The sequence below is a fragment of the Protaetiibacter intestinalis genome (genome assembly GCF_003627075.1).
GTDB lineage: Bacteria > Actinomycetota > Actinomycetes > Actinomycetales > Microbacteriaceae > Homoserinibacter > Homoserinibacter intestinalis.
Map to the genome: position 1 here is coordinate 1157210 of NZ_CP032630.1, position 15957 is coordinate 1173166.

Here is a 15957-nt window from a genome sequence, read left to right on the forward strand (position 1 = left end):
CGAGTTTGAGGCCAGAAACCGACCGGTCAGCGATGTCGGCTGGTCAGTCCCAGGTGGAGGGGGTGGGGGTTCGGGTGCCGGGGAGGCGGATCTGGGCCGCCCAGTCGTGCAGCCAGGCGGGGATGGGGTGGGTGGCCGGGTCCATGCCGCTCACGCGGGAGAGCTCGTCCATCGGCACGGTACCGCCGCGGTCGTAGAGGAAGCGGCCCTGCACGTAGGCCCGCGCGAACACCTCGCCGTCGACCACGAAGCGCTGCTCGAGGTAGGCGGCGCGGTCGTCGAGCCCGAGGAAGCGCGACTCGATGACGTACCGCTGCCCGAGCTTGAGCGACTTGCGGTACGCGATCGTCTGCGCGCCCACCACCGGGTACATGCCGGCGTCCCGCATCCGCTTCCAGAGTCCCGTGCGCACGACGAGCTCCTGCCGCGCGTGGTCGAGGTTCGCGAGGTAGGCGCCGTTGTTCATGTGGCGCAGCTCGTCGAGGTCGCCGAGCAGCACGCGGCGCGGCGAGCGGCACACGTCGTAGATGTCGAGCGGCGGCAGCTTCGGTGCGCGCGTGGTCAGCCAGGCGAGACGGGACAGACGGCGGAGGAAACCCACGCAGGAACGTTAGGCGCATCCGTCAACGGATCGCCAGAGCGCTGTCGGATGCCGACAAACCCACGCGCGGTACGCGTCGCGTCGGTGCGCGATGGCGACGATCAGCGGGCGCGGTGCTCGGGGATCGCGAGGCGCGGCCCGTGGCGCTCGTAGCCGATGCCCGCCGCCTCGATGAGCCGCACGACGCGCTGGCGGTGCCCGCGCCAGGGTTCCAGCAGTTCGAGCATGCCGTCGTCGTCGACGCGCCGACCCGCGAGCGCCGTACCGACGCGCTTGCACAGGTGCAGGTCGCCGACGCTCACCGCATCCGGGTCGCCGTGCGAACGCTGCAGCGTCTCCGCCACCGTCCACGGCCCGACGCCCGCCACCGTCCGCAGGCGCCGCCCGGCCTCCGCCCCGGGCAGCACGGCACCCCGTTCGAGCGCGTCGGCCACCGCGAACACCCGCATGAGCGTGTCGGAGCGCTGCGGTCCGACGCCCGCCCGGTGCCACACCCAGGAGGGGATGCGCCGCCACACCGCCGCCTCGGGCACCACCCGCATGCCGAGCGGCGCGGGCCCGGGCGCCGCCTCCCCGTAGCGGGTCACGAGCTGCCGCCAGGCCGACTTCTGCTCGATGCCGGTCACCTTCTGGCCGAGCACCGTCGGCACGAGGTACGGCAGGATGCGGCCCGCACGGGCCAACCGCAGGCCGGGCGTCTCGTGGTGCAGTCGCGCGACGAGCGGATGCCGCCCCGGCTCGAACCCGGAGTCGTCGTCCTCCGCGCCGAGCAGCGCCGGCACCGAGGCGATCGCCTGCTCGGCGCCGGGCCCCCACGCCCGCGCCTCCACGCCGTCCGCGCGTTCGCGCAGCAGCAGCGTCGCAGCCCCCGCGGCGAACCGCGCCGTCAGCCACCAGCCGTCGGCCGTGCGCCGCGCGGTCGGGTCGGTCGCCCCCTGCACGAGCGGGGCGAGCACGAGCCGCAGCCGCACCGGATGCGGCGGGGCGTAGCGGGTGACGACCGGGTCCATCGGGCTCAGGCTAACCCGCCGCACCGACCCGGAGACGCCGAGAGGGGCCCGCGCCTGCGGCGCGAGCCCCTCCGTGACGACGTGGCCCGGTCAGCCGAGCTGGCCGCTCGAGACCGCGAGGCCCGCCACGACGAACACGATGACCACCCAGAGGACGAGGATCGCCAGGAAGATGCTCCCGAGGATCACGCCGATCTTGGCGGGCGTGTTGGTGTAGCCGGCGTTCTTCGACTGGCTGAGCGCCACGGCGCTCAGGACCAGGCCGATGACGATGGTGAAGAACACCAGCACGAGGCCGACGATGCCCAGGGTCTTCCCGGGGTAGTCGGTGCCCGAGGGGGCGGTCTGGAGGTTCGACATCATGCTCCTTCGCGGGATAGGGGGTGTGGTTCAGCTGCAGGTGATGGTGACGCCGCCGACCTCGTGCACGCCGGGGCCGAGCTCCGCACACTGGCTCGCGAGCGCGACCGCGGTGCCGATGATGACGATCCAGAAGATGATCCAGCCGATCGATCCGAGGATGCCGATGATGATGCCGACGACGGCGGGCACGTTGCCGTATCCGGCCTTCTTCGACTGACGCAGCGCGACGATGCTCAGGATGAGGCCGACGATGGCGACGAAGATGCTCAGGATGAGGCCGGCGATGCCGAGGCCCTTTCCGGGGTAGCTGCCGGGCGCCGCGGCTGCGGGCTGCGGTGCGGGGGCGGCGGGGACGTTGGGGTCGGTCATGACTCTCCTAGTGGTGGACGAGGGATCGGATGACACCCGATCCGGGGGCACTCTACCGACTGCGCGCGAACCCGCGCGAGAGCCGCGCGCCGAAATAGGGGATGATGAGCGGGTGAAGATCGGAATCCTCACCAGTGGCGGCGACTGTCCCGGGCTGAACGCGGTCATCCGCGGCGCGGTCCTGAAGGGCATCACACAGCACGACGACATCGAGTTCGTCGGCATCAAGGACGGCTGGAAGGGCCTCGTCGAGGCCGACATCCATCCGCTCGGCCGACCCCAGGTGATGGGCATCTCCAAGCAGGGCGGCACGATCCTCGGCACCTCGCGCACCAACCCCTTCGAGTACGGCGGGGTGCCGCGCGTCAAGGAGGTGATGTCCGACCAGGGCATCGACGCGATCGTCGCGATCGGCGGCGAGGGCACCCTGGCGGCGGCGAAGCGCCTCACCGACGAGGGCATCCAGATCGTGGGCGTGCCGAAGACGGTCGACAACGACCTCTCGGCCACCGACTACACCTTCGGTTTCGACACCGCGGTCGAGATCGCCACCGAGGCGATGGACCGCCTGCGCACCACGGGCGACTCGCACGGCCGCTGCATGGTCGCGGAGGTCATGGGCCGGCACGTGGGCTGGATCGCCCTGCACTCGGGCATGGCCGCGGGTGCGCACGCGATCCTCATCCCGGAGCGCAAGACGAGCATGGACGAGATCTGCGGATGGGTCGACTCGGCCCGCTCGCGCGGTCGCGCCCCGCTCATCGTCGTCGCGGAGGGCTTCAAGCTCGACGTCATGGACGACGCCCACTCGGAGCGCGGCCTCGACGCCTTCGGCCGCCCGCGGCTCGGCGGCATCGGCGACATGCTCGCCCCCGAGATCGAGGAGCGCACGGGCATCGAGACCCGCGCGACGACCCTCGGCCACATCCAGCGCGGCGGCACGCCGACCGCCTACGACCGCGTGCTCGCCACCCGCTACGGCATGGCCGTGATCGACGTCGTGCTCGAGGAGCAGTGGGGCAAGATGGTGGCGCTGCGCGGCACCCAGATCGTCACGGTGCCGTTCGAGGATGCGCTCGGTCGCCTCAAGACGGTGCCGCAGTCGCGGTACGACGAGGCCGCGATCCTGTTCGGCTGACCCGTGACCGCCCCCGCCGACCGGCTCGCCGCGGCGCTCGACGCGGGTCTGTCGCCGCGCGTCGGCGAGCGCACGCCGGCACAGGTGCGCGGGGTGTTCGACGGCAGCGGTCTCGTGCGGGTGGATGCGGCGGGTGCGCTGCCGCCGGATCCCGCGCAGCTGGCCTTCCGGATCGCGTCGTGCACGAAGAGCTTCACCGCGGCATCCGCTCTGCTGCTCGCCGACGACGGCCTGCTCGACCTCGACGAGCCGCTCGCCGACGCGCTCGACGTGCCGCTGCGGCTCGTCGGGGCGACCGGCGCGGCGCCGACGGTGCGCGACGCCCTCGCGATGCGCGGCGGCTTCCCCACCGACGACCCGTGGGCCGACCGGCAGGAGTCGCTCTCCGACGACGCCTTCGCCCGACTGCTGGGTGAGGGCGTGCGCGTGATGTGGCCGGCGGGCGAGCGTTTCGAGTACTCGAACCTCGGCTACGCGATCGCGGGCCGCATCCTGGGGCTGCGGGGCGGGATGCCGTTCCGGCGTCTGGTCGAGTCGCGGCTGCTCGAGCCGCTGAGGCTCGGCGGTACGGGCTTCAACGAGACGGTCGGCGCACCCGCCGGGGTCGCGACCGGGTTCCGACCGGGTCCTGACGGCTGGGAGGCGCAGCCGGTGAGCGGGCCCGGCGCCTTCTCGCCGATCGGCGGACTGTTCAGCACCGCGCACGATCTGGCCCGCTGGGCGGCGCTGCTCGCGGGCTTCGCCGAGCACTCGGCGCTGCCCGCCTCGGTCGGCGAGCGGATGCGGCAGGCGGTGACCCCCGTGAGCGGCGATCCCGCGGGCGCCTGGCACGCCTACGGCCTCGGCCTCATGGTGCGCGCGGATGCCGCGGGTCGCCGCTTCGTCGGCCACAGCGGCGGCTACCCCGGGTTCACGACCCGCATGGAGTGGGTGGAGGGCGCGGACCTCGGCGCGGTCGTCTTCGAGAACGCCGGCTACACGCGGCTGACGGACGCCGTGACCGCTGCGTTCGATGCCGCCTTCCCCGCCCCGGCGGCCCCCCTCGCGGCTGCGACCCCGAACGCCACGCCGTGGCCCGAGACCCTCGCCCTCGCCGAGGCGACCCGCGCCGCGCTCGCGGCGGGTGGGCTTCCGGATGCCGCCCTGCTCGACGACTGCGTCGGGCTCGACCTCCCGCTCCCGCGGCGTCTCGCCGAGCTCGCGGCGCAGCTCGACCGCATCGGCGGCGTCACGGTCGAGGATGCCTTCGCCCACACCACCCCCGCCGACGCCGCCTGGGAGCTGCGCGGTCCGCACGGCGCCCTGCGTTGCCGCATCCTCGTGACGCCGCACGCGAGCCCCCGCATCCAGAAGCTCGACGTCGCGCCCACGACACCGTGAGGTACGGGCACCCGCCCGCTACGCCTCGATGCCCGGGATGGGCTTCGCCCGCCCCATGAATCGGCGCACGTCGTCGTCGACGATGATGTCGGACGGGCGCAGCGGCCGCGTCAGGTGCAGGCCGTCGAGGGCGGTCAGCCGGCTGAGCGCCACGTAGGTCTGCCCGGGCGCGAAGCTGCGCGGCCCGAGGTCGACGATCGCGCGGTCGTAGCTCTTGCCCTGCGACTTGTGGATGGTGACCGCCCACGCGAGCCGCAGCGGGAACTGCGTGAACTCGGCCACCACATCCCGGGTCAGCTGCTTGGTGACGGGCGAGTAGCTGTACTTGTAGCGCTCCCAGGTGGCGGGCGCCACCTCGTGCCGCTCGCCGTCGATGTCGACCGTCACGTTGTCGGCGATGCGCACCACCTCGCCGATGGTGCCGTTGACCCAGCGGCCCTCGCCGCCCGCGTCGTTGCGCAGGAACATGACCTGCGCCCCCACCTTCAGCTCGAGCTTCTCGTCGGCCGGGTAGGCGCGCCCCCCGAAGTCGCCGGTCACGTCGGCGATGGCGCTCATCGCCCGACCCGGCAGCCGGCCGAGGGCGGATGCGTTGATCCGGGTGACCGTGGCATTGGTCGTGGCGAGGGTGATGGCGCCCTCCTCGGGCGCCGGGCGCGCGCCCACCGAGTTGAGGCGCCCCGCCATCTCGGCGGTCACCATCCCGTGCCGCACCGCGTTGAGCAGCTGCTTGAACTCGAGCTCGTGCTGGCGGTGGATGGTGCCGAGCTCGTAGATGGTGAGGTCGGTCTCGTCCCACACCTTCGCGTCGAAGAACCACATGGAGCGGTAGCGGTCGGCGAAGTAGGCGCGCTCGTCGCCGTCGCCCGGCACGGGTGCGAGCTGGAACGGGTCGCCGAAGAGCACGAGCTGCACCCCGCCGAACGGCTCGTGCGGCTTCAGCCGCGCCTGCCGGAGGCTGCGGTCCATGGCATCCAGCAGGTCGGCGTTGACCATCGACACCTCGTCGACGACGAGCGTCTCGATGGCGTTGAGCAGCTTCTTGAGCTCGGCCGACTGCTCGATCTCGTGGTCGGCGATGACCCCGATCGGCAGCCGGAACAGCGAGTGGATGGTCTGCCCGCCCACGTTGAGCGCCGCGACCCCGGTGGGTGCGCAGATGACGAGCTGCTTGGAGGTGTTCCACGCGAGGTGCTCGAGCAGCGTCGACTTGCCGGTTCCGGCGCGGCCGGTCACGAAGATGTGGTCGCGCGTCGTCTCGATCGCCTCGAACACCGCCCGCTGCTCGGGGGCGAGTTCGGTGCGCGGCATCCCAGCAGGCTAACCGAGCCGGGAGGGCACGGCCGGACGGGCACGGCAGAATGTGGAGCATGCGGATCGCACTGGCCTGGGCGGGAGCGGTGCTCGTGGTGGGCGGGGCGATCGCGGGCGGCGTGGCCGTCGCCAACGCGACCGTGTTCTCGGCGGCGTCGTTCGCCGAGGACTACCTGCGCGCGCTCGCCGCGGGTCGCGTCGACGAGGTGCTCGCGCTGCCGGGGGTCGACGACGAGGGCCTCGACGACGCCCTGCTCGACCCGGCCGCGCTCGGCACCTTCCGCTTCGAGGTGCGCGGCGACACGGAGCGCGGCGGCGTGCACGCCGTCCGGGTCGCCTTCGGGGCCACGCACCTCGACCACGAGGCCGTGCTGCGGGTCGAGCGCACCGGTTCGCGGTTCCTGCTGTTCCCGGCCTGGGGGTTCGCGAGCTCACCCGTGACCGAGCTCGAGCTCGGCACGACGGGAGACGAGCGTCTCACCGTGGGCGAGGTGCCGCTGACGATCGACGGGGGCGAGCCGGTCGCCTTCGCCGCACTCACCCCCGGCATCTACCGGGTGGGCCACGACTCCGCGTTCCTGCACGCCGACCCGACCACGGTGGTCGCGACGGGCACCGCCCAGTCGCTGACCGTCGACGTCGAACCGAACGACGCCTTCGTCGCCGCCGTGCAGGAGGCGATGGAGGCCGACCTCGACGCGTGCGCCGCGCAGACGGTGCTGTTCCCGACCGGCTGCCCGTTCGGCTGGTCGATCGAGGACCGCGTGGCCTCCGAGCCGCTCTGGACGATCGCGGAGATGCCGGATGCCGAGATCGCCGCATCCGACGAGATCGGGCTGTGGGCGGTGCCGCCCGTGCACGGCGTCGCGCACCTGAGCGTCGAGGTGCAGTCGATCTTCGACGGCACGATCTCGACCCTCGAGGAGGACGTGCCCTTCGACGCGAACTACCTCATCGCGTTCGACGACGACCGCGTCGCGCTGATCCCCGGCTACTGACCGCCGCGGCGCGCGAGCATCTCGTTGTAGGCCGCGAGCTCGGCATCCCCGTCGCGGTCGGCGGCCCGGTCGAGGCGCTTCGCCTCGCGTTCGTCGCTGCGGCCCCACTGGATGGCGACCGCGATCGCCAGGATCACGGTGGGGATCTCGCCCACCGACCACGCGATCCCGCCGCCCCACTGCTGGTCCTCGAGCGGCATCAGCCCCCAGGTGCGGCCCATGGCGCCGAACCAGTCGGCCAGCAGCAGGCCGGTGTTCGACATGATCGCGAGCCCGAAGAAGGCGTGGAAGCCCATCGTGGCGAGCAGCAGCACGAGCCGCAGCGCATACGGCGGGCGCTTCTTCACGGGGTCGACGCCCACCAGCACGAGCACGAACAGGTAGCCGGTGATGAGGAAGTGCACGACCATCCACACGTGCCCCACGTGGTCGGTGACGGCCCAGCGGAAGATATCGGTGTAGTAGAAGAGCCACAGCGACCCCGCGAACAGCACGGCCGCGACGAGCGGGTTGGTGAGCACGCCGGCGACGGGCGACTGCACGGCCCACAGGATCCACTCGCGCCCGCCCCGGCTGTCGTCGTCGCGGCGGCGGATGGCGCGGGCCGCGAGCGTGACGGGCGCCGCGAGCACGAGCAGCACGGGGATCGCCATGGTGAGGATCATGTGGCCGAGCATGTGCGTCGAGAACAGGAACTGCTCGTACACGGCCGGGGCGCCGTTGGTGACCCACAGCAGCACCGCGAACCCGGCGAGCCACAGCACCGTGCGGTACCAGGGCCAGCGGTCGCCGCGCCGGTGCAGGCGCCACACGCCCGCGAGGTAGAAGAACACCCCGAACGCCACCACGAGCGCCCACAGCAGGTCGAGCCGCCACTCGGTGAGGAAGCGGATGGGGGTGAGCTCGGGCGGGAGCTCGCGGCCGGTCAGATACTCGGCCGGGGTGGGGGTGGCGAGTTCCGTCGTCGGCACCTCGTCCACCGGCGGCGCAGTGCGGGCGAGGGCCGCGGCGACGCCCGCCGCGATGCCCATGAAGGCGAGCTCGGCGAGCACCAGCATCCGGAACCAGCGGGGCGCGGCGTCCCGCACCCGCGGGATCACGAACCGCCGCTGCACGGCGCCGAGCGCGCCCAGCACGAGCAGGGCGGCGACCTTGGCGAGCACGAGCAGGCCGTAAGGGGTGCCGAGGGCGCCCAGTTCGCCGACCCGGATGGCGGCGGAGACGTAGCCCGAGACCGCCACGACGACGAAGCACACGAGCGCGACGCTCGAGTAGCGCGCGAGCACGGTGCGCAAGCGTTCCTCGTCGAGCTGGCGCCGCACGAGCACGAGCGTCAGCAGGCCGCCGAGCCACACGCACACGAACACGATGTGCAGCCAGATGGAGGTGATGGCGAGGTCGTGGTCGGCGGTCGAGCCGGCGTGGCCCTGCTGGGCGACGGGGATGAGGCCGAGGGCCGAGCCGACGGCGACGAAGGCGAGCACCGCCACGTGGCGCACGGCGAAGCAGAGGGCGGTGGCGGCCGCCGCGACGAGGGTCGTGGTGAGCCAGGCGCGGCCGACCGAGACGTCGGTGAGGAAGGTGCCGAGCTGCTGCCCGTAGGCGTCGTCGAGGTTCGGGGCGGCGACGTAGAGGCTCTGGAACAGCAGGAACGCCATCGCCGCGGAGGCGACCGTCCAGACGCCCGCGCAGGCGGCGGCGACATCCGCCGCGCGCTCGTAGGCCTTCTCGCCGGGGGTGAGGGCGAAGCACGCGAGCACGAGGGCGCCGATCGTGCCGGCGGCGCCGAGGTCGACGAGGATCGTGGCGATCGGGATGCCGTAGCGCACGACCGCGCCCGGGTCGACGAGCGGCAGTGGGTCGGCTCCGCCGCCGACGGCGAGCGCCACGAGCACCGCCGCGAGCGCGGCGATCAGGAGGATGGCGGGTCCGGTGACCCACGCGAGGCGCCGCACGCATCCAGCTTAAGCGCCGCATCCGGGCCCGAGAACGCGGCAGGGCGCCGACCTGCTCCGGTCGGCGCCCTGCGCGGTGAGGCTGTCGTTACTTGACGGCGGCCTTCAGCTTCGAGCCGGCCTTCACGCTCACGCCGTTCGACGCAGCGATCTGGATGGTCTCGCCGGTCGCGGGGTTGCGGCCCGCACGGGCGGCACGGTGGGTCTTCTCGAAGGAGAGCCAGCCGGGGATGCTGACCTTCTTGCCGCCGCCGACCTGCGAGGCCACGACGGAGAAGAACGCGTCGACGACCTTGCCGACGGCCGCCTGGCTCTCGCCGGTCTCCGCGGCGATCGCCGCCACGAGGTCGCTCTTGTTGAGGGTGTCAGCCATGGGGTGTCCTCCTCGGACGGTTTCTTGATCTGATGCAGCACCGGTGAGGTTCTGCGGGGGTCGGCCCCGAGGCTGTCTACCCCTGAACCGTGCTCGAAACTACCAGTGATCCCCGACATTCCCGGGCTTTTCGGCCCCATTTCGCAACTCGGCCTCAGGTGATGGTTGAGGGTTTCGCGGGCCCCCGGAACACGACGAGGGGGCGCCGGCGCGATGCCGACGCCCCCTCGGACGTGTGGTGCGGTGCTTACCAGCTCGACTTGGTCACGCCGGGCAGCTCGCCACGGTGCGCCATGTCGCGGAAACGCACACGCGAGACGCCGTAGTTCGACAGCACACCGCGGGGGCGGCCGTCGATGGCGTCGCGGCTGCGCACGCGGATGGGCGACGCGTCGCGGGGCAGCTTCTGCAGGCCCACGCGGGCGGCCTCGCGCTGCTCGTCGGTCGAGTTCGGGTCCACGAGCGCCTTCTTGAGCTCGAGGCGCTTCGCGGCGTAGCGCTCGACGATGACCTTCCGCTGCTCGTTCTTCGCGATCTTGCTCTTCTTGGCCATTGCTTAACGCTCCTCTCGGAACTCGACGTGCTTGCGCACGATGGGGTCGTACTTCTTCAGCACGATGCGGTCGGGGTCGTTGCGACGGTTCTTGCGGGTCACGTAGGTGTACCCGGTACCGGCGGTCGAGCGGAGCTTGATGATCGGACGGACGTCCTGAGCCTTCTTGGCCATCTCAGATCTTCTCCCCTCGTGCGAGGAGGTCCTGGACGACCGCCTCGATGCCGCGTGCGTCGATCACCTTGATGCCCTTGGCGGACACGGTCAGGGTCACGGTGCGCTTGAGCGACGGGACGTAGTACTTCTTCTTCTGCACGTTCGGGTCGAAGCGGCGCTTCGTCCGGCGGTGCGAGTGCGAGATGTTGTGTCCGAAGCCGGGAACGGCTCCGGTCACCTGGCACACAGCTGCCATGGTTCTTTCCTGTTCTCTACCGTGGGGCGAGCGCCCCACCCAAGGTCACTTGTCGGCACGCCAGATCGAGATCCTCCGGACGGATCCGGTGGTCGCGACGGCGCACAAGGAAGCGCATTGCTGCGCAACCCTCCCAAGATACCGGACGGATGCCGTATCCGCCACTCGGAGTGACCTCGCGCGGCTAGCCTTACTTCAACTCCTCCGGTAAGGTCCTGGATGTTGAGTAAGGAGTGCGAGATGCCGACTGCGACAATGACCAGCAAGGGGCAGATCACCGTGCCCAAGGAGGTGCGCGACGATCTCAACCTCGAAGCCGGCTCACAGGTCATGTTCGTGAAGCTGCCGAACGGTCAGTACAACATCGTCGCCCGCACCGGCAGCATCATGGACCTTGCGGGCATCCTGCACTACGAGGGCATGCCCCACCTCACGGTCGAAGAGATGGACGAGGCGATCGGTGAAGCCGTCGCGGAGTCCTACCGGGAGAGCGTCGCCCGGTGATTGGGGTCGACACGAACGTCATCCTCCGCCACGTCCTGCGTGACGACGCCGTGCAGACTCCGCTGGCCACGGCCTTCCTGGGGACCCTCACGCGAGCCCGGCCCGGGTTCATCACGCACGTCGTGTTGGCCGAGGTCGACTGGGTGCTCAAGCGCGGCTACAGGGTCTCCCGGGAGGCGCGCCTGGCCGTCATCCGCGGGCTCGTCGAGACGCGCGAACTCGAGTTCGAAGACGGCGAGAGCGTGGTCCGTGCGCTCGCTCTCGCCGACGACGGCGCGGACTTCGCCGACGCGCTCATCGCGGCCAGCGGCGAGCTGTTCGGGGTGACCGATACCGTTACATTCGATCGTCGGGCGTCGAAGAAGCTCGGCTGGCGACTCGTGGAAACTGCCGGCTGACCGTCAGTGGGCGGATGCCGCGGCGCTGCACTCGGGGCACAGCCCGAAGACGTCGACCACGTGCTCCGGCGCGGTGAAGCCGTGCTCGGCGGCCACCTGGCGCGCCCAGGCCTCCACGGGATCCGCCGAGATCTCGACCGCCTTGCCGCAGCTGCGGCAGATCAGGTGGTGGTGGTGCGAGCCGGGCGTGCACGCGCGGTAGAGGCTCTCGCCCTCCTGCACGAGCGAGTCGGCCTCACCCTCGTGGGCGAGGTCGGCGAGCGCCCGGTAGACGGTCGCGAGCCCCACCTCGGAGCCGGTTCCCCGCAGCGAGGCGTGCAGCGCCTGAGCCGACACGAAGCCCTCGGTGCGGCCGAGTGCGTCGCGCACGGCCTCGCGCTGCCAGGTGTTCCGCTTCACGGTGCCGCCACCTCCCTGACCTCCAGGGTACGGCGATCCCGCCTCCGTCGACCCACCAGGACGCACACCACCCAGATGAGGAACGAGATGGTGGTGACGTAGGGGCTGATCGGCACGCTCGCACCGAGGGCGAGCAGGATGCCGCCCACGAGCGAGACGAGCGCGAACCCCATCGAGAGCAGCGGCACCCACAGCGGCGAGCTCGAGATGCGCAGCGCCGCCGCCGCGGGCGTCACGAGCACCGAGAGCACGAGCAGCGCCCCGACGATCTGGATGCTCGCGGCGACCGCGAGGCCGAGCAGCAGCATGAACGCGATCGAGATGGCGCGCACCGGAACGCCGCGGGCGGCCGCGACATCCGCATCCAGGCTCGCGAAGCTGAGCGGGCGCCACATGACGAGCAGCCCCACCACGACGATGCCGCACACGAGCGCGAGGGCGCCGAGCCGCGGGTCGTCGACGGCCACGATCTGGCCGGTCAGCAGCCCGAACTTGGTGGAGGCGCGGCCCGGGTACAGCGCCAGGCACAGGATGCCGAGGCCCAGCCCGAACGGCATGAGCACCGCGGTGATCGAGTTGCGCTCGCGCGCCCGCGCCCCGAGCAGCCCGATGATGAGCGCGGCGACGACCGAGCCGATCACCGATCCCTCGACCACCCCGACCCCGAACAGCAGGCCCGCGGCGGCACCCGCGAACGACAGCTCGCTGATGCCGTGCACCGCGAAGGCCAGGTCGCGCGTCATCACGAAGACCCCGATGAGGCCCCCCGCGATCCCGAGCACCGCCCCCGCGAGCAGCGAGTTGTGCAGCAGGGCCAGCAGCGCCCCGTAGTCGCTGAAGTCGAACAGGGCGCTCCACCAGTCGTTCACGCGGCACCCCCGTGGCGGTGACCGTGGTGCTCGTGCTCGTGGTGGGAGTGGTCGGGGGCGCCGACGATCACGACCCGCCCGTGGGTGCGGATGACGTCGATCGGCGCCTGGTACAGCTCGCTCAGCACCTCGCTCGTGAGCACCTCGTCGGGGGCGCCGATGCGGAAGCGCCCACCCGCGAGGTAGAGCACCCGGTCGACCATGCCGAGCACGGGGTTCACGTCGTGCGTGACGAACAGCACGCCGAAGCCGCTCGCGCGGCGATGCCGGTCGATGAGCTCGCTCACCACGCGCTGGGCGCGCAGGTCGAGCGAACCGAGCGGTTCGTCGCACAGCACGAGGCTCGGGTCGCCGGCGAGCGCCTGCCCGACGCGCAGCCGCTGCTGCTCGCCGCCCGAGAGCAGCGCCACCGGCACCTTCGCGTAGTGGGCGGCGCCGACCGCCTCGAGCAGCTCGTCGACGCGGGCTCTGCGGGCGGCGTTCGGCCGGCCCGGTCCCCAGCGGTGCCCGTCGACACCGAGCCGCACGAGGTCGCGGCCCCGGATGCGCAGGGCCGGATCCTGTCCGCGCTGCTGCGGGATGTAGCCGATGCGGCGGTCGCCGCGGTGCACGGGCTCGCCCTCGAAGCGGATCTCGCCGGCCGCGAGCGGATGCTGCCCGAGGATCGCCTTCAGCAGGCTCGTCTTGCCCGAGCCGTTCGCGCCGAGCACGGCAAGGAACTCGCCGCGCCCCACCTCGAGGTCGAGGCCCGACCACAGCGTGCGCGCGCCGAGCCGCAGCTCCGCATCCCGCACCTCGAGCACCGCATCCGTCACCGCGCCATGCTACCTGAGAACCGTTCTCATCCGCTGCGGGGTGCTGTTGTGTGGAAGAAGAAGGTGCGCGGAAAGCAGGCGCAACCGCGCATCTCTCGTGCCTGCGCCCACGGTGACGCGATTTGAGCCTGCTTTTCCGACGGTGGCGCCCCCGTTCCCCCGCGAAGCGGACACGACCCTAATCGAGCAAGAGGGCCGGCTCCTCGAGCACGGAGGCGACGTCGGCGGTGAAGCGGGAGGCGACATCGCCGTCGACGACGCGGTGGTCGAAGGAGGCGCCGACGGTCGTCACGTAGGCGGGACGCACCTCGCCGTCCACCACCCACGGCTTCTGCTTGATCGCGCCGAGCGCGACGATCGCCACCTCGCCGGGGTTGAGGATCGGCGTGCCGGTGTCCATGCCGAAGGAGCCGAGGTTGGTGATGGTGATGGTGCCGCCCGACATCTCGGCGGGCTGCGTCTTGCCCTCGCGCGCCGTGAGGGTCAGCTGCTCGAGGGACTGCGCGAGCTCGAGCATCGACAGGTCCTGCGCGTCCTTGACGTTCGGCACGATGAGGCCGCGCGGGGTGGCGGCGGCGATGCCGAGGTTCACGTAGTGGCGCACGATGATCTCCTCGTCCGTCCACGAGGAGTTGACGGTGGGGTTGCGCCGCACCGCCCAGATGATCGCCTTCGCCATGACGAGCAGCGGCGAGACGCGCACGCCGGCGAAGTCGGGCGAGGCCTTCAACCGCTTGACGTACTCCATCGTGCGGGTGGCGTTGACGTCGGTGAACACCGACACGTGCGGCGCCGTGAACGCGGAGGTCACCATCGCCTGCGCGGTCGCCTTGCGCACGCCCTTGACGGGGATGCGCTCCTCGCGTTCGGTGGGCCAGGCGGGCGTCTGGATGTTGCGGAAGACGCTCGCCTGCTCGGCCTGCCGGATGACGTCCTCGCGCAGCACCTCGCCGCCGGGGCCGGTCGCGGTCACCTGCTGCAGGTCGACGTCGAGGTCCTTCGCGAGCTTGCGGATGGGCGGCTTCGCGATGACGGGCGCGCTGGGGGCCCGCGGCGCCGTGCGGGCGGGGGCGGCATCCGCACCCTCCACGGGCACGGCCGCTCCGGGGCGCCGACGGCGGGTGGCGCCGTGGCCGCCCTTCGAGCCGTAGCCGACGAGCACGGCGCCGGAGCCGGCGTCGTCCTTGTCGCCCATGTGCACGGGGTCGGAGACGGTGCCGAGGCTCTCGGAGTCGTTGGCGGGCGCCTGCAGCTCGATCGTGCCGCCGGCGGAGTCGACCCGGATGATGGGCGCGCCCACCTCGACGGTGGTGCCCTCCTCGGCGAGCAGTTCGGTGACGGTGCCCGCGAACGGCGACGGCAGCTCGACGAGCGACTTGGCGGTCTCGATCTCGACGAGCACCTGGTTCACCGTGACGGTGTCACCGGGCTTGACCTTCCACGCGACGATCTCGGCCTCGGTGAGACCTTCGCCGACGTCCGGCAGCGGGAACTCTGCATGGGCCACGCGGGGACTCCTTACGGGTCGGGGTTCAGTAGGCGAGCGAGCGGTCGACGGCCTCGAGGATGCGGTCCACATCCGGAAGGTAGACGCCCTCGAGCTTGGCGGGCGGGAAGGGGGTGTCGAAACCCGACACCCGCAGCACGGGCGCCTCGAGCGAGTAGAAGGCGCGCTCGGCGACGGTCGCGGCGACCTCGGAGCCGACCGACACGTTGCCGGGCGCCTCCTGGGCGACGACGAGCCGCCCGGTCTTCTGCACGGACGCCAGGATCGGCGCGTAGTCGAGGGGCGAGAGCGAGCGCAGGTCGATCACCTCGACGCTCGTGCCCTCCGACTCGGCCACCTCGGCCGCCTGCAGCAGCTGGGCGACCATGGCGCCGTGCCCGACGAGCGTCACCTGGGTGCCGGTGCGCACGACGCGCGAGCTGTGCAGCGGCGCGGGCACGCCGTCGTCGGCCACCTCGCCCTTCTGCCAGTAGCGCGCCTTCGGCTCGAAGAACAGCACCGGGTCGTCGGAGGCGATCGCCTGCTGGATCATCCAGTACGCGTCGTTGGAGGTGGCGGGGCTCACCACGCGCAGGCCCGGGGTGTGCGCGAAGTAGGCCTCGGGGCTCTCCTGGTGGTGCTCGACGGCGCCGATGTGCCCGCCGTACGGCACCCGGATGACGACGGGGAACCTCGCGGACCCCTCGTGCCGGTAGGTGAGCTTCGCGAGCTGCGAGGTGATCTGGTCGAAGCCGGGGAAGATGAAGCCGTCGAACTGGATCTCGCACACCGGCCGGTAGCCGCGCATGGCGAGGCCGATCGCGGTGCCGACGATGCCCGACTCGGCGAGCGGGGTGTCGAGCACCCGGTCCTCGCCGAACTCGGCCTTCAGCCCCTCGGTCACGCGGAACACCCCGCCGAGGGTGCCGATGTCCTCACCCATGAGGAGCACCTTGTCGTCGGCGGCGAGCGCCGCGCGCAGTCCCTCGTTGATGGCCTTCGCCATCGGCAGCATCCGCT

General features: G+C 71.7%; 20 protein-coding genes. 5 read left to right on the forward strand and 15 right to left on the reverse strand.

Annotation, left to right across the window (positions count from 1 at the left end; translation table 11 throughout):
• Positions 1-43: 43 nt before the first annotated feature.
• The 4 genes from D7I47_RS05555 to D7I47_RS05570 all read right to left on the reverse strand — a co-directional run bounded on the left by D7I47_RS05555 (position 44) and on the right by D7I47_RS05570 (position 2343).
• Complete coding sequence (locus D7I47_RS05555; RefSeq protein ID WP_227000887.1) at positions 44-601, reverse strand: thioesterase family protein; 558 nt, start codon at positions 599-601, stop codon at positions 44-46.
• Positions 602-702: 101 nt separating this feature from the next.
• On the reverse strand, positions 703-1611 hold the full coding sequence (locus tag D7I47_RS05560; protein ID WP_120762121.1) for a DNA-3-methyladenine glycosylase family protein: 909 nt from the start codon (positions 1609-1611) through the stop codon (positions 703-705).
• A gap of 90 nt (positions 1612-1701) precedes the next feature.
• Entirely contained in the window at positions 1702-1974 is a 273-nt protein-coding gene (locus tag D7I47_RS05565) for a hypothetical protein (RefSeq protein ID WP_170154365.1), read from the reverse strand.
• A gap of 27 nt (positions 1975-2001) precedes the next feature.
• A complete protein-coding gene (locus D7I47_RS05570) occupies positions 2002-2343 on the reverse strand; it encodes a DUF4190 domain-containing protein (RefSeq protein ID WP_120762123.1) in 342 nt (113 codons plus the stop codon).
• Between the two features lie 112 nt (positions 2344-2455).
• Here D7I47_RS05570 and D7I47_RS05575 point away from each other — a divergent pair, with 112 nt between their 5' ends.
• Positions 2456-3481 carry a 6-phosphofructokinase gene (locus tag D7I47_RS05575; RefSeq protein WP_120762124.1) on the forward strand — a complete coding sequence of 342 codons (1026 nt, stop codon included), beginning with the start codon at positions 2456-2458 and terminating at the stop codon, positions 3479-3481.
• A 3-nt stretch (positions 3482-3484) separates the two neighbouring features.
• A complete protein-coding gene (locus D7I47_RS05580; protein WP_120762125.1) occupies positions 3485-4861 on the forward strand; it encodes a serine hydrolase domain-containing protein in 1377 nt (458 codons plus the stop codon).
• An 18-nt stretch (positions 4862-4879) separates the two neighbouring features.
• Here the strand turns inward: D7I47_RS05580 and D7I47_RS05585 are convergent, their stop codons facing one another.
• On the reverse strand, positions 4880-6172 hold the full coding sequence (locus D7I47_RS05585; RefSeq protein WP_120762126.1) for an ATP-dependent DNA helicase: 1293 nt from the start codon (positions 6170-6172) through the stop codon (positions 4880-4882).
• Between the two features lie 59 nt (positions 6173-6231).
• Between D7I47_RS05585 and D7I47_RS05590 the strand changes: the two genes are divergently transcribed.
• Positions 6232-7173 carry a hypothetical protein gene (locus D7I47_RS05590; protein ID WP_120762127.1) on the forward strand — a complete coding sequence of 314 codons (942 nt, stop codon included), beginning with the start codon at positions 6232-6234 and terminating at the stop codon, positions 7171-7173.
• Here D7I47_RS05590 and D7I47_RS05595 read toward each other — a convergent pair.
• The 5 genes from D7I47_RS05595 to rpmB all read right to left on the reverse strand — a co-directional run bounded on the left by D7I47_RS05595 (position 7167) and on the right by rpmB (position 10466).
• Positions 7167-9128 carry a cytochrome c oxidase assembly protein gene (locus D7I47_RS05595; RefSeq protein WP_120762128.1) on the reverse strand — a complete coding sequence of 654 codons (1962 nt, stop codon included), beginning with the start codon at positions 9126-9128 and terminating at the stop codon, positions 7167-7169. The genes D7I47_RS05590 and D7I47_RS05595 overlap by 7 nt on opposite strands.
• Positions 9129-9216: 88 nt before the next feature.
• On the reverse strand, positions 9217-9501 hold the full coding sequence (locus D7I47_RS05600) for an HU family DNA-binding protein (protein ID WP_120762129.1): 285 nt from the start codon (positions 9499-9501) through the stop codon (positions 9217-9219).
• Between the two features lie 247 nt (positions 9502-9748).
• Positions 9749-10054 (reverse strand): 30S ribosomal protein S14, encoded by a 306-nt coding sequence (gene rpsN, locus D7I47_RS05605; RefSeq protein WP_120762130.1) that lies wholly within the window; start codon positions 10052-10054, stop codon positions 9749-9751.
• A gap of 3 nt (positions 10055-10057) precedes the next feature.
• Entirely contained in the window at positions 10058-10228 is a 171-nt protein-coding gene (rpmG, locus tag D7I47_RS05610; RefSeq protein ID WP_120762131.1) for a 50S ribosomal protein L33, read from the reverse strand.
• Position 10229: 1 nt separating this feature from the next.
• Positions 10230-10466: a 50S ribosomal protein L28 gene (rpmB, locus tag D7I47_RS05615; protein WP_120762132.1), complete on the reverse strand. Its 237-nt coding sequence runs from the start codon at positions 10464-10466 to the stop codon at positions 10230-10232.
• Positions 10467-10721: 255 nt separating this feature from the next.
• On the opposite strand from rpmB, the gene D7I47_RS05620 reads away from it, so the two are divergent.
• Entirely contained in the window at positions 10722-10970 is a 249-nt protein-coding gene (locus D7I47_RS05620) for an AbrB/MazE/SpoVT family DNA-binding domain-containing protein (protein ID WP_120762133.1), read from the forward strand.
• The gene (locus D7I47_RS05625) at positions 10967-11368 is read left to right on the forward strand and encodes a PIN domain-containing protein (RefSeq protein WP_120762134.1); all 402 of its coding nucleotides are present in this window, start codon (positions 10967-10969) and stop codon (positions 11366-11368) included. The genes D7I47_RS05620 and D7I47_RS05625 overlap by 4 nt, the downstream gene beginning before the upstream one ends.
• Positions 11369-11371: 3 nt before the next feature.
• On the opposite strand, the gene D7I47_RS05630 is transcribed toward D7I47_RS05625, so the two are convergent.
• From D7I47_RS05630 to D7I47_RS05650, 5 genes are all read right to left on the reverse strand, one after another.
• Positions 11372-11767: a Fur family transcriptional regulator gene (locus D7I47_RS05630; protein ID WP_120762135.1), complete on the reverse strand. Its 396-nt coding sequence runs from the start codon at positions 11765-11767 to the stop codon at positions 11372-11374.
• Complete coding sequence (locus D7I47_RS05635; RefSeq protein ID WP_120762136.1) at positions 11764-12636, reverse strand: metal ABC transporter permease; 873 nt, start codon at positions 12634-12636, stop codon at positions 11764-11766. The genes D7I47_RS05630 and D7I47_RS05635 overlap by 4 nt, the downstream gene beginning before the upstream one ends.
• Positions 12633-13451: a metal ABC transporter ATP-binding protein gene (locus D7I47_RS05640; RefSeq protein WP_120762137.1), complete on the reverse strand. Its 819-nt coding sequence runs from the start codon at positions 13449-13451 to the stop codon at positions 12633-12635. The genes D7I47_RS05635 and D7I47_RS05640 overlap by 4 nt, the downstream gene beginning before the upstream one ends.
• Positions 13452-13629: 178 nt before the next feature.
• On the reverse strand, positions 13630-14958 hold the full coding sequence (locus D7I47_RS05645) for a dihydrolipoamide acetyltransferase family protein (protein ID WP_120762138.1): 1329 nt from the start codon (positions 14956-14958) through the stop codon (positions 13630-13632).
• A gap of 25 nt (positions 14959-14983) precedes the next feature.
• Positions 14984-15952 (reverse strand): alpha-ketoacid dehydrogenase subunit beta, encoded by a 969-nt coding sequence (locus D7I47_RS05650; RefSeq protein ID WP_405083449.1) that lies wholly within the window; start codon positions 15950-15952, stop codon positions 14984-14986.
• Positions 15953-15957 lie beyond the last annotated feature (5 nt).

Bases quoted from the DNA above. Each gene is read 5' to 3' on its own strand.
- D7I47_RS05560 (WP_120762121.1), bottom strand. From the start codon at position 1,611: ATGGACCCGGTCGTCACCCGCTACGCCCCGCCGCATCCGGTGCGGCTG.
- D7I47_RS05565 (WP_170154365.1), bottom strand. From the start codon at position 1,974: ATGATGTCGAACCTCCAGACCGCCCCCTCGGGCACCGACTACCCCGGG.
- D7I47_RS05570 (WP_120762123.1), bottom strand. From the start codon at position 2,343: ATGACCGACCCCAACGTCCCCGCCGCCCCCGCACCGCAGCCCGCAGCC.
- D7I47_RS05585 (WP_120762126.1), bottom strand. From the start codon at position 6,172: ATGCCGCGCACCGAACTCGCCCCCGAGCAGCGGGCGGTGTTCGAGGCG.
- D7I47_RS05590 (WP_120762127.1), top strand. From the start codon at position 6,232: ATGCGGATCGCACTGGCCTGGGCGGGAGCGGTGCTCGTGGTGGGCGGG.
- D7I47_RS05600 (WP_120762129.1), bottom strand. From the start codon at position 9,501: ATGGCTGACACCCTCAACAAGAGCGACCTCGTGGCGGCGATCGCCGCG.
- rpsN (WP_120762130.1), bottom strand. From the start codon at position 10,054: ATGGCCAAGAAGAGCAAGATCGCGAAGAACGAGCAGCGGAAGGTCATC.
- rpmG (WP_120762131.1), bottom strand. From the start codon at position 10,228: ATGGCCAAGAAGGCTCAGGACGTCCGTCCGATCATCAAGCTCCGCTCG.
- rpmB (WP_120762132.1), bottom strand. From the start codon at position 10,466: ATGGCAGCTGTGTGCCAGGTGACCGGAGCCGTTCCCGGCTTCGGACAC.
- D7I47_RS05620 (WP_120762133.1), top strand. From the start codon at position 10,722: ATGACCAGCAAGGGGCAGATCACCGTGCCCAAGGAGGTGCGCGACGAT.
- D7I47_RS05650 (WP_405083449.1), bottom strand. From the start codon at position 15,952: ATGCTGCCGATGGCGAAGGCCATCAACGAGGGACTGCGCGCGGCGCTC.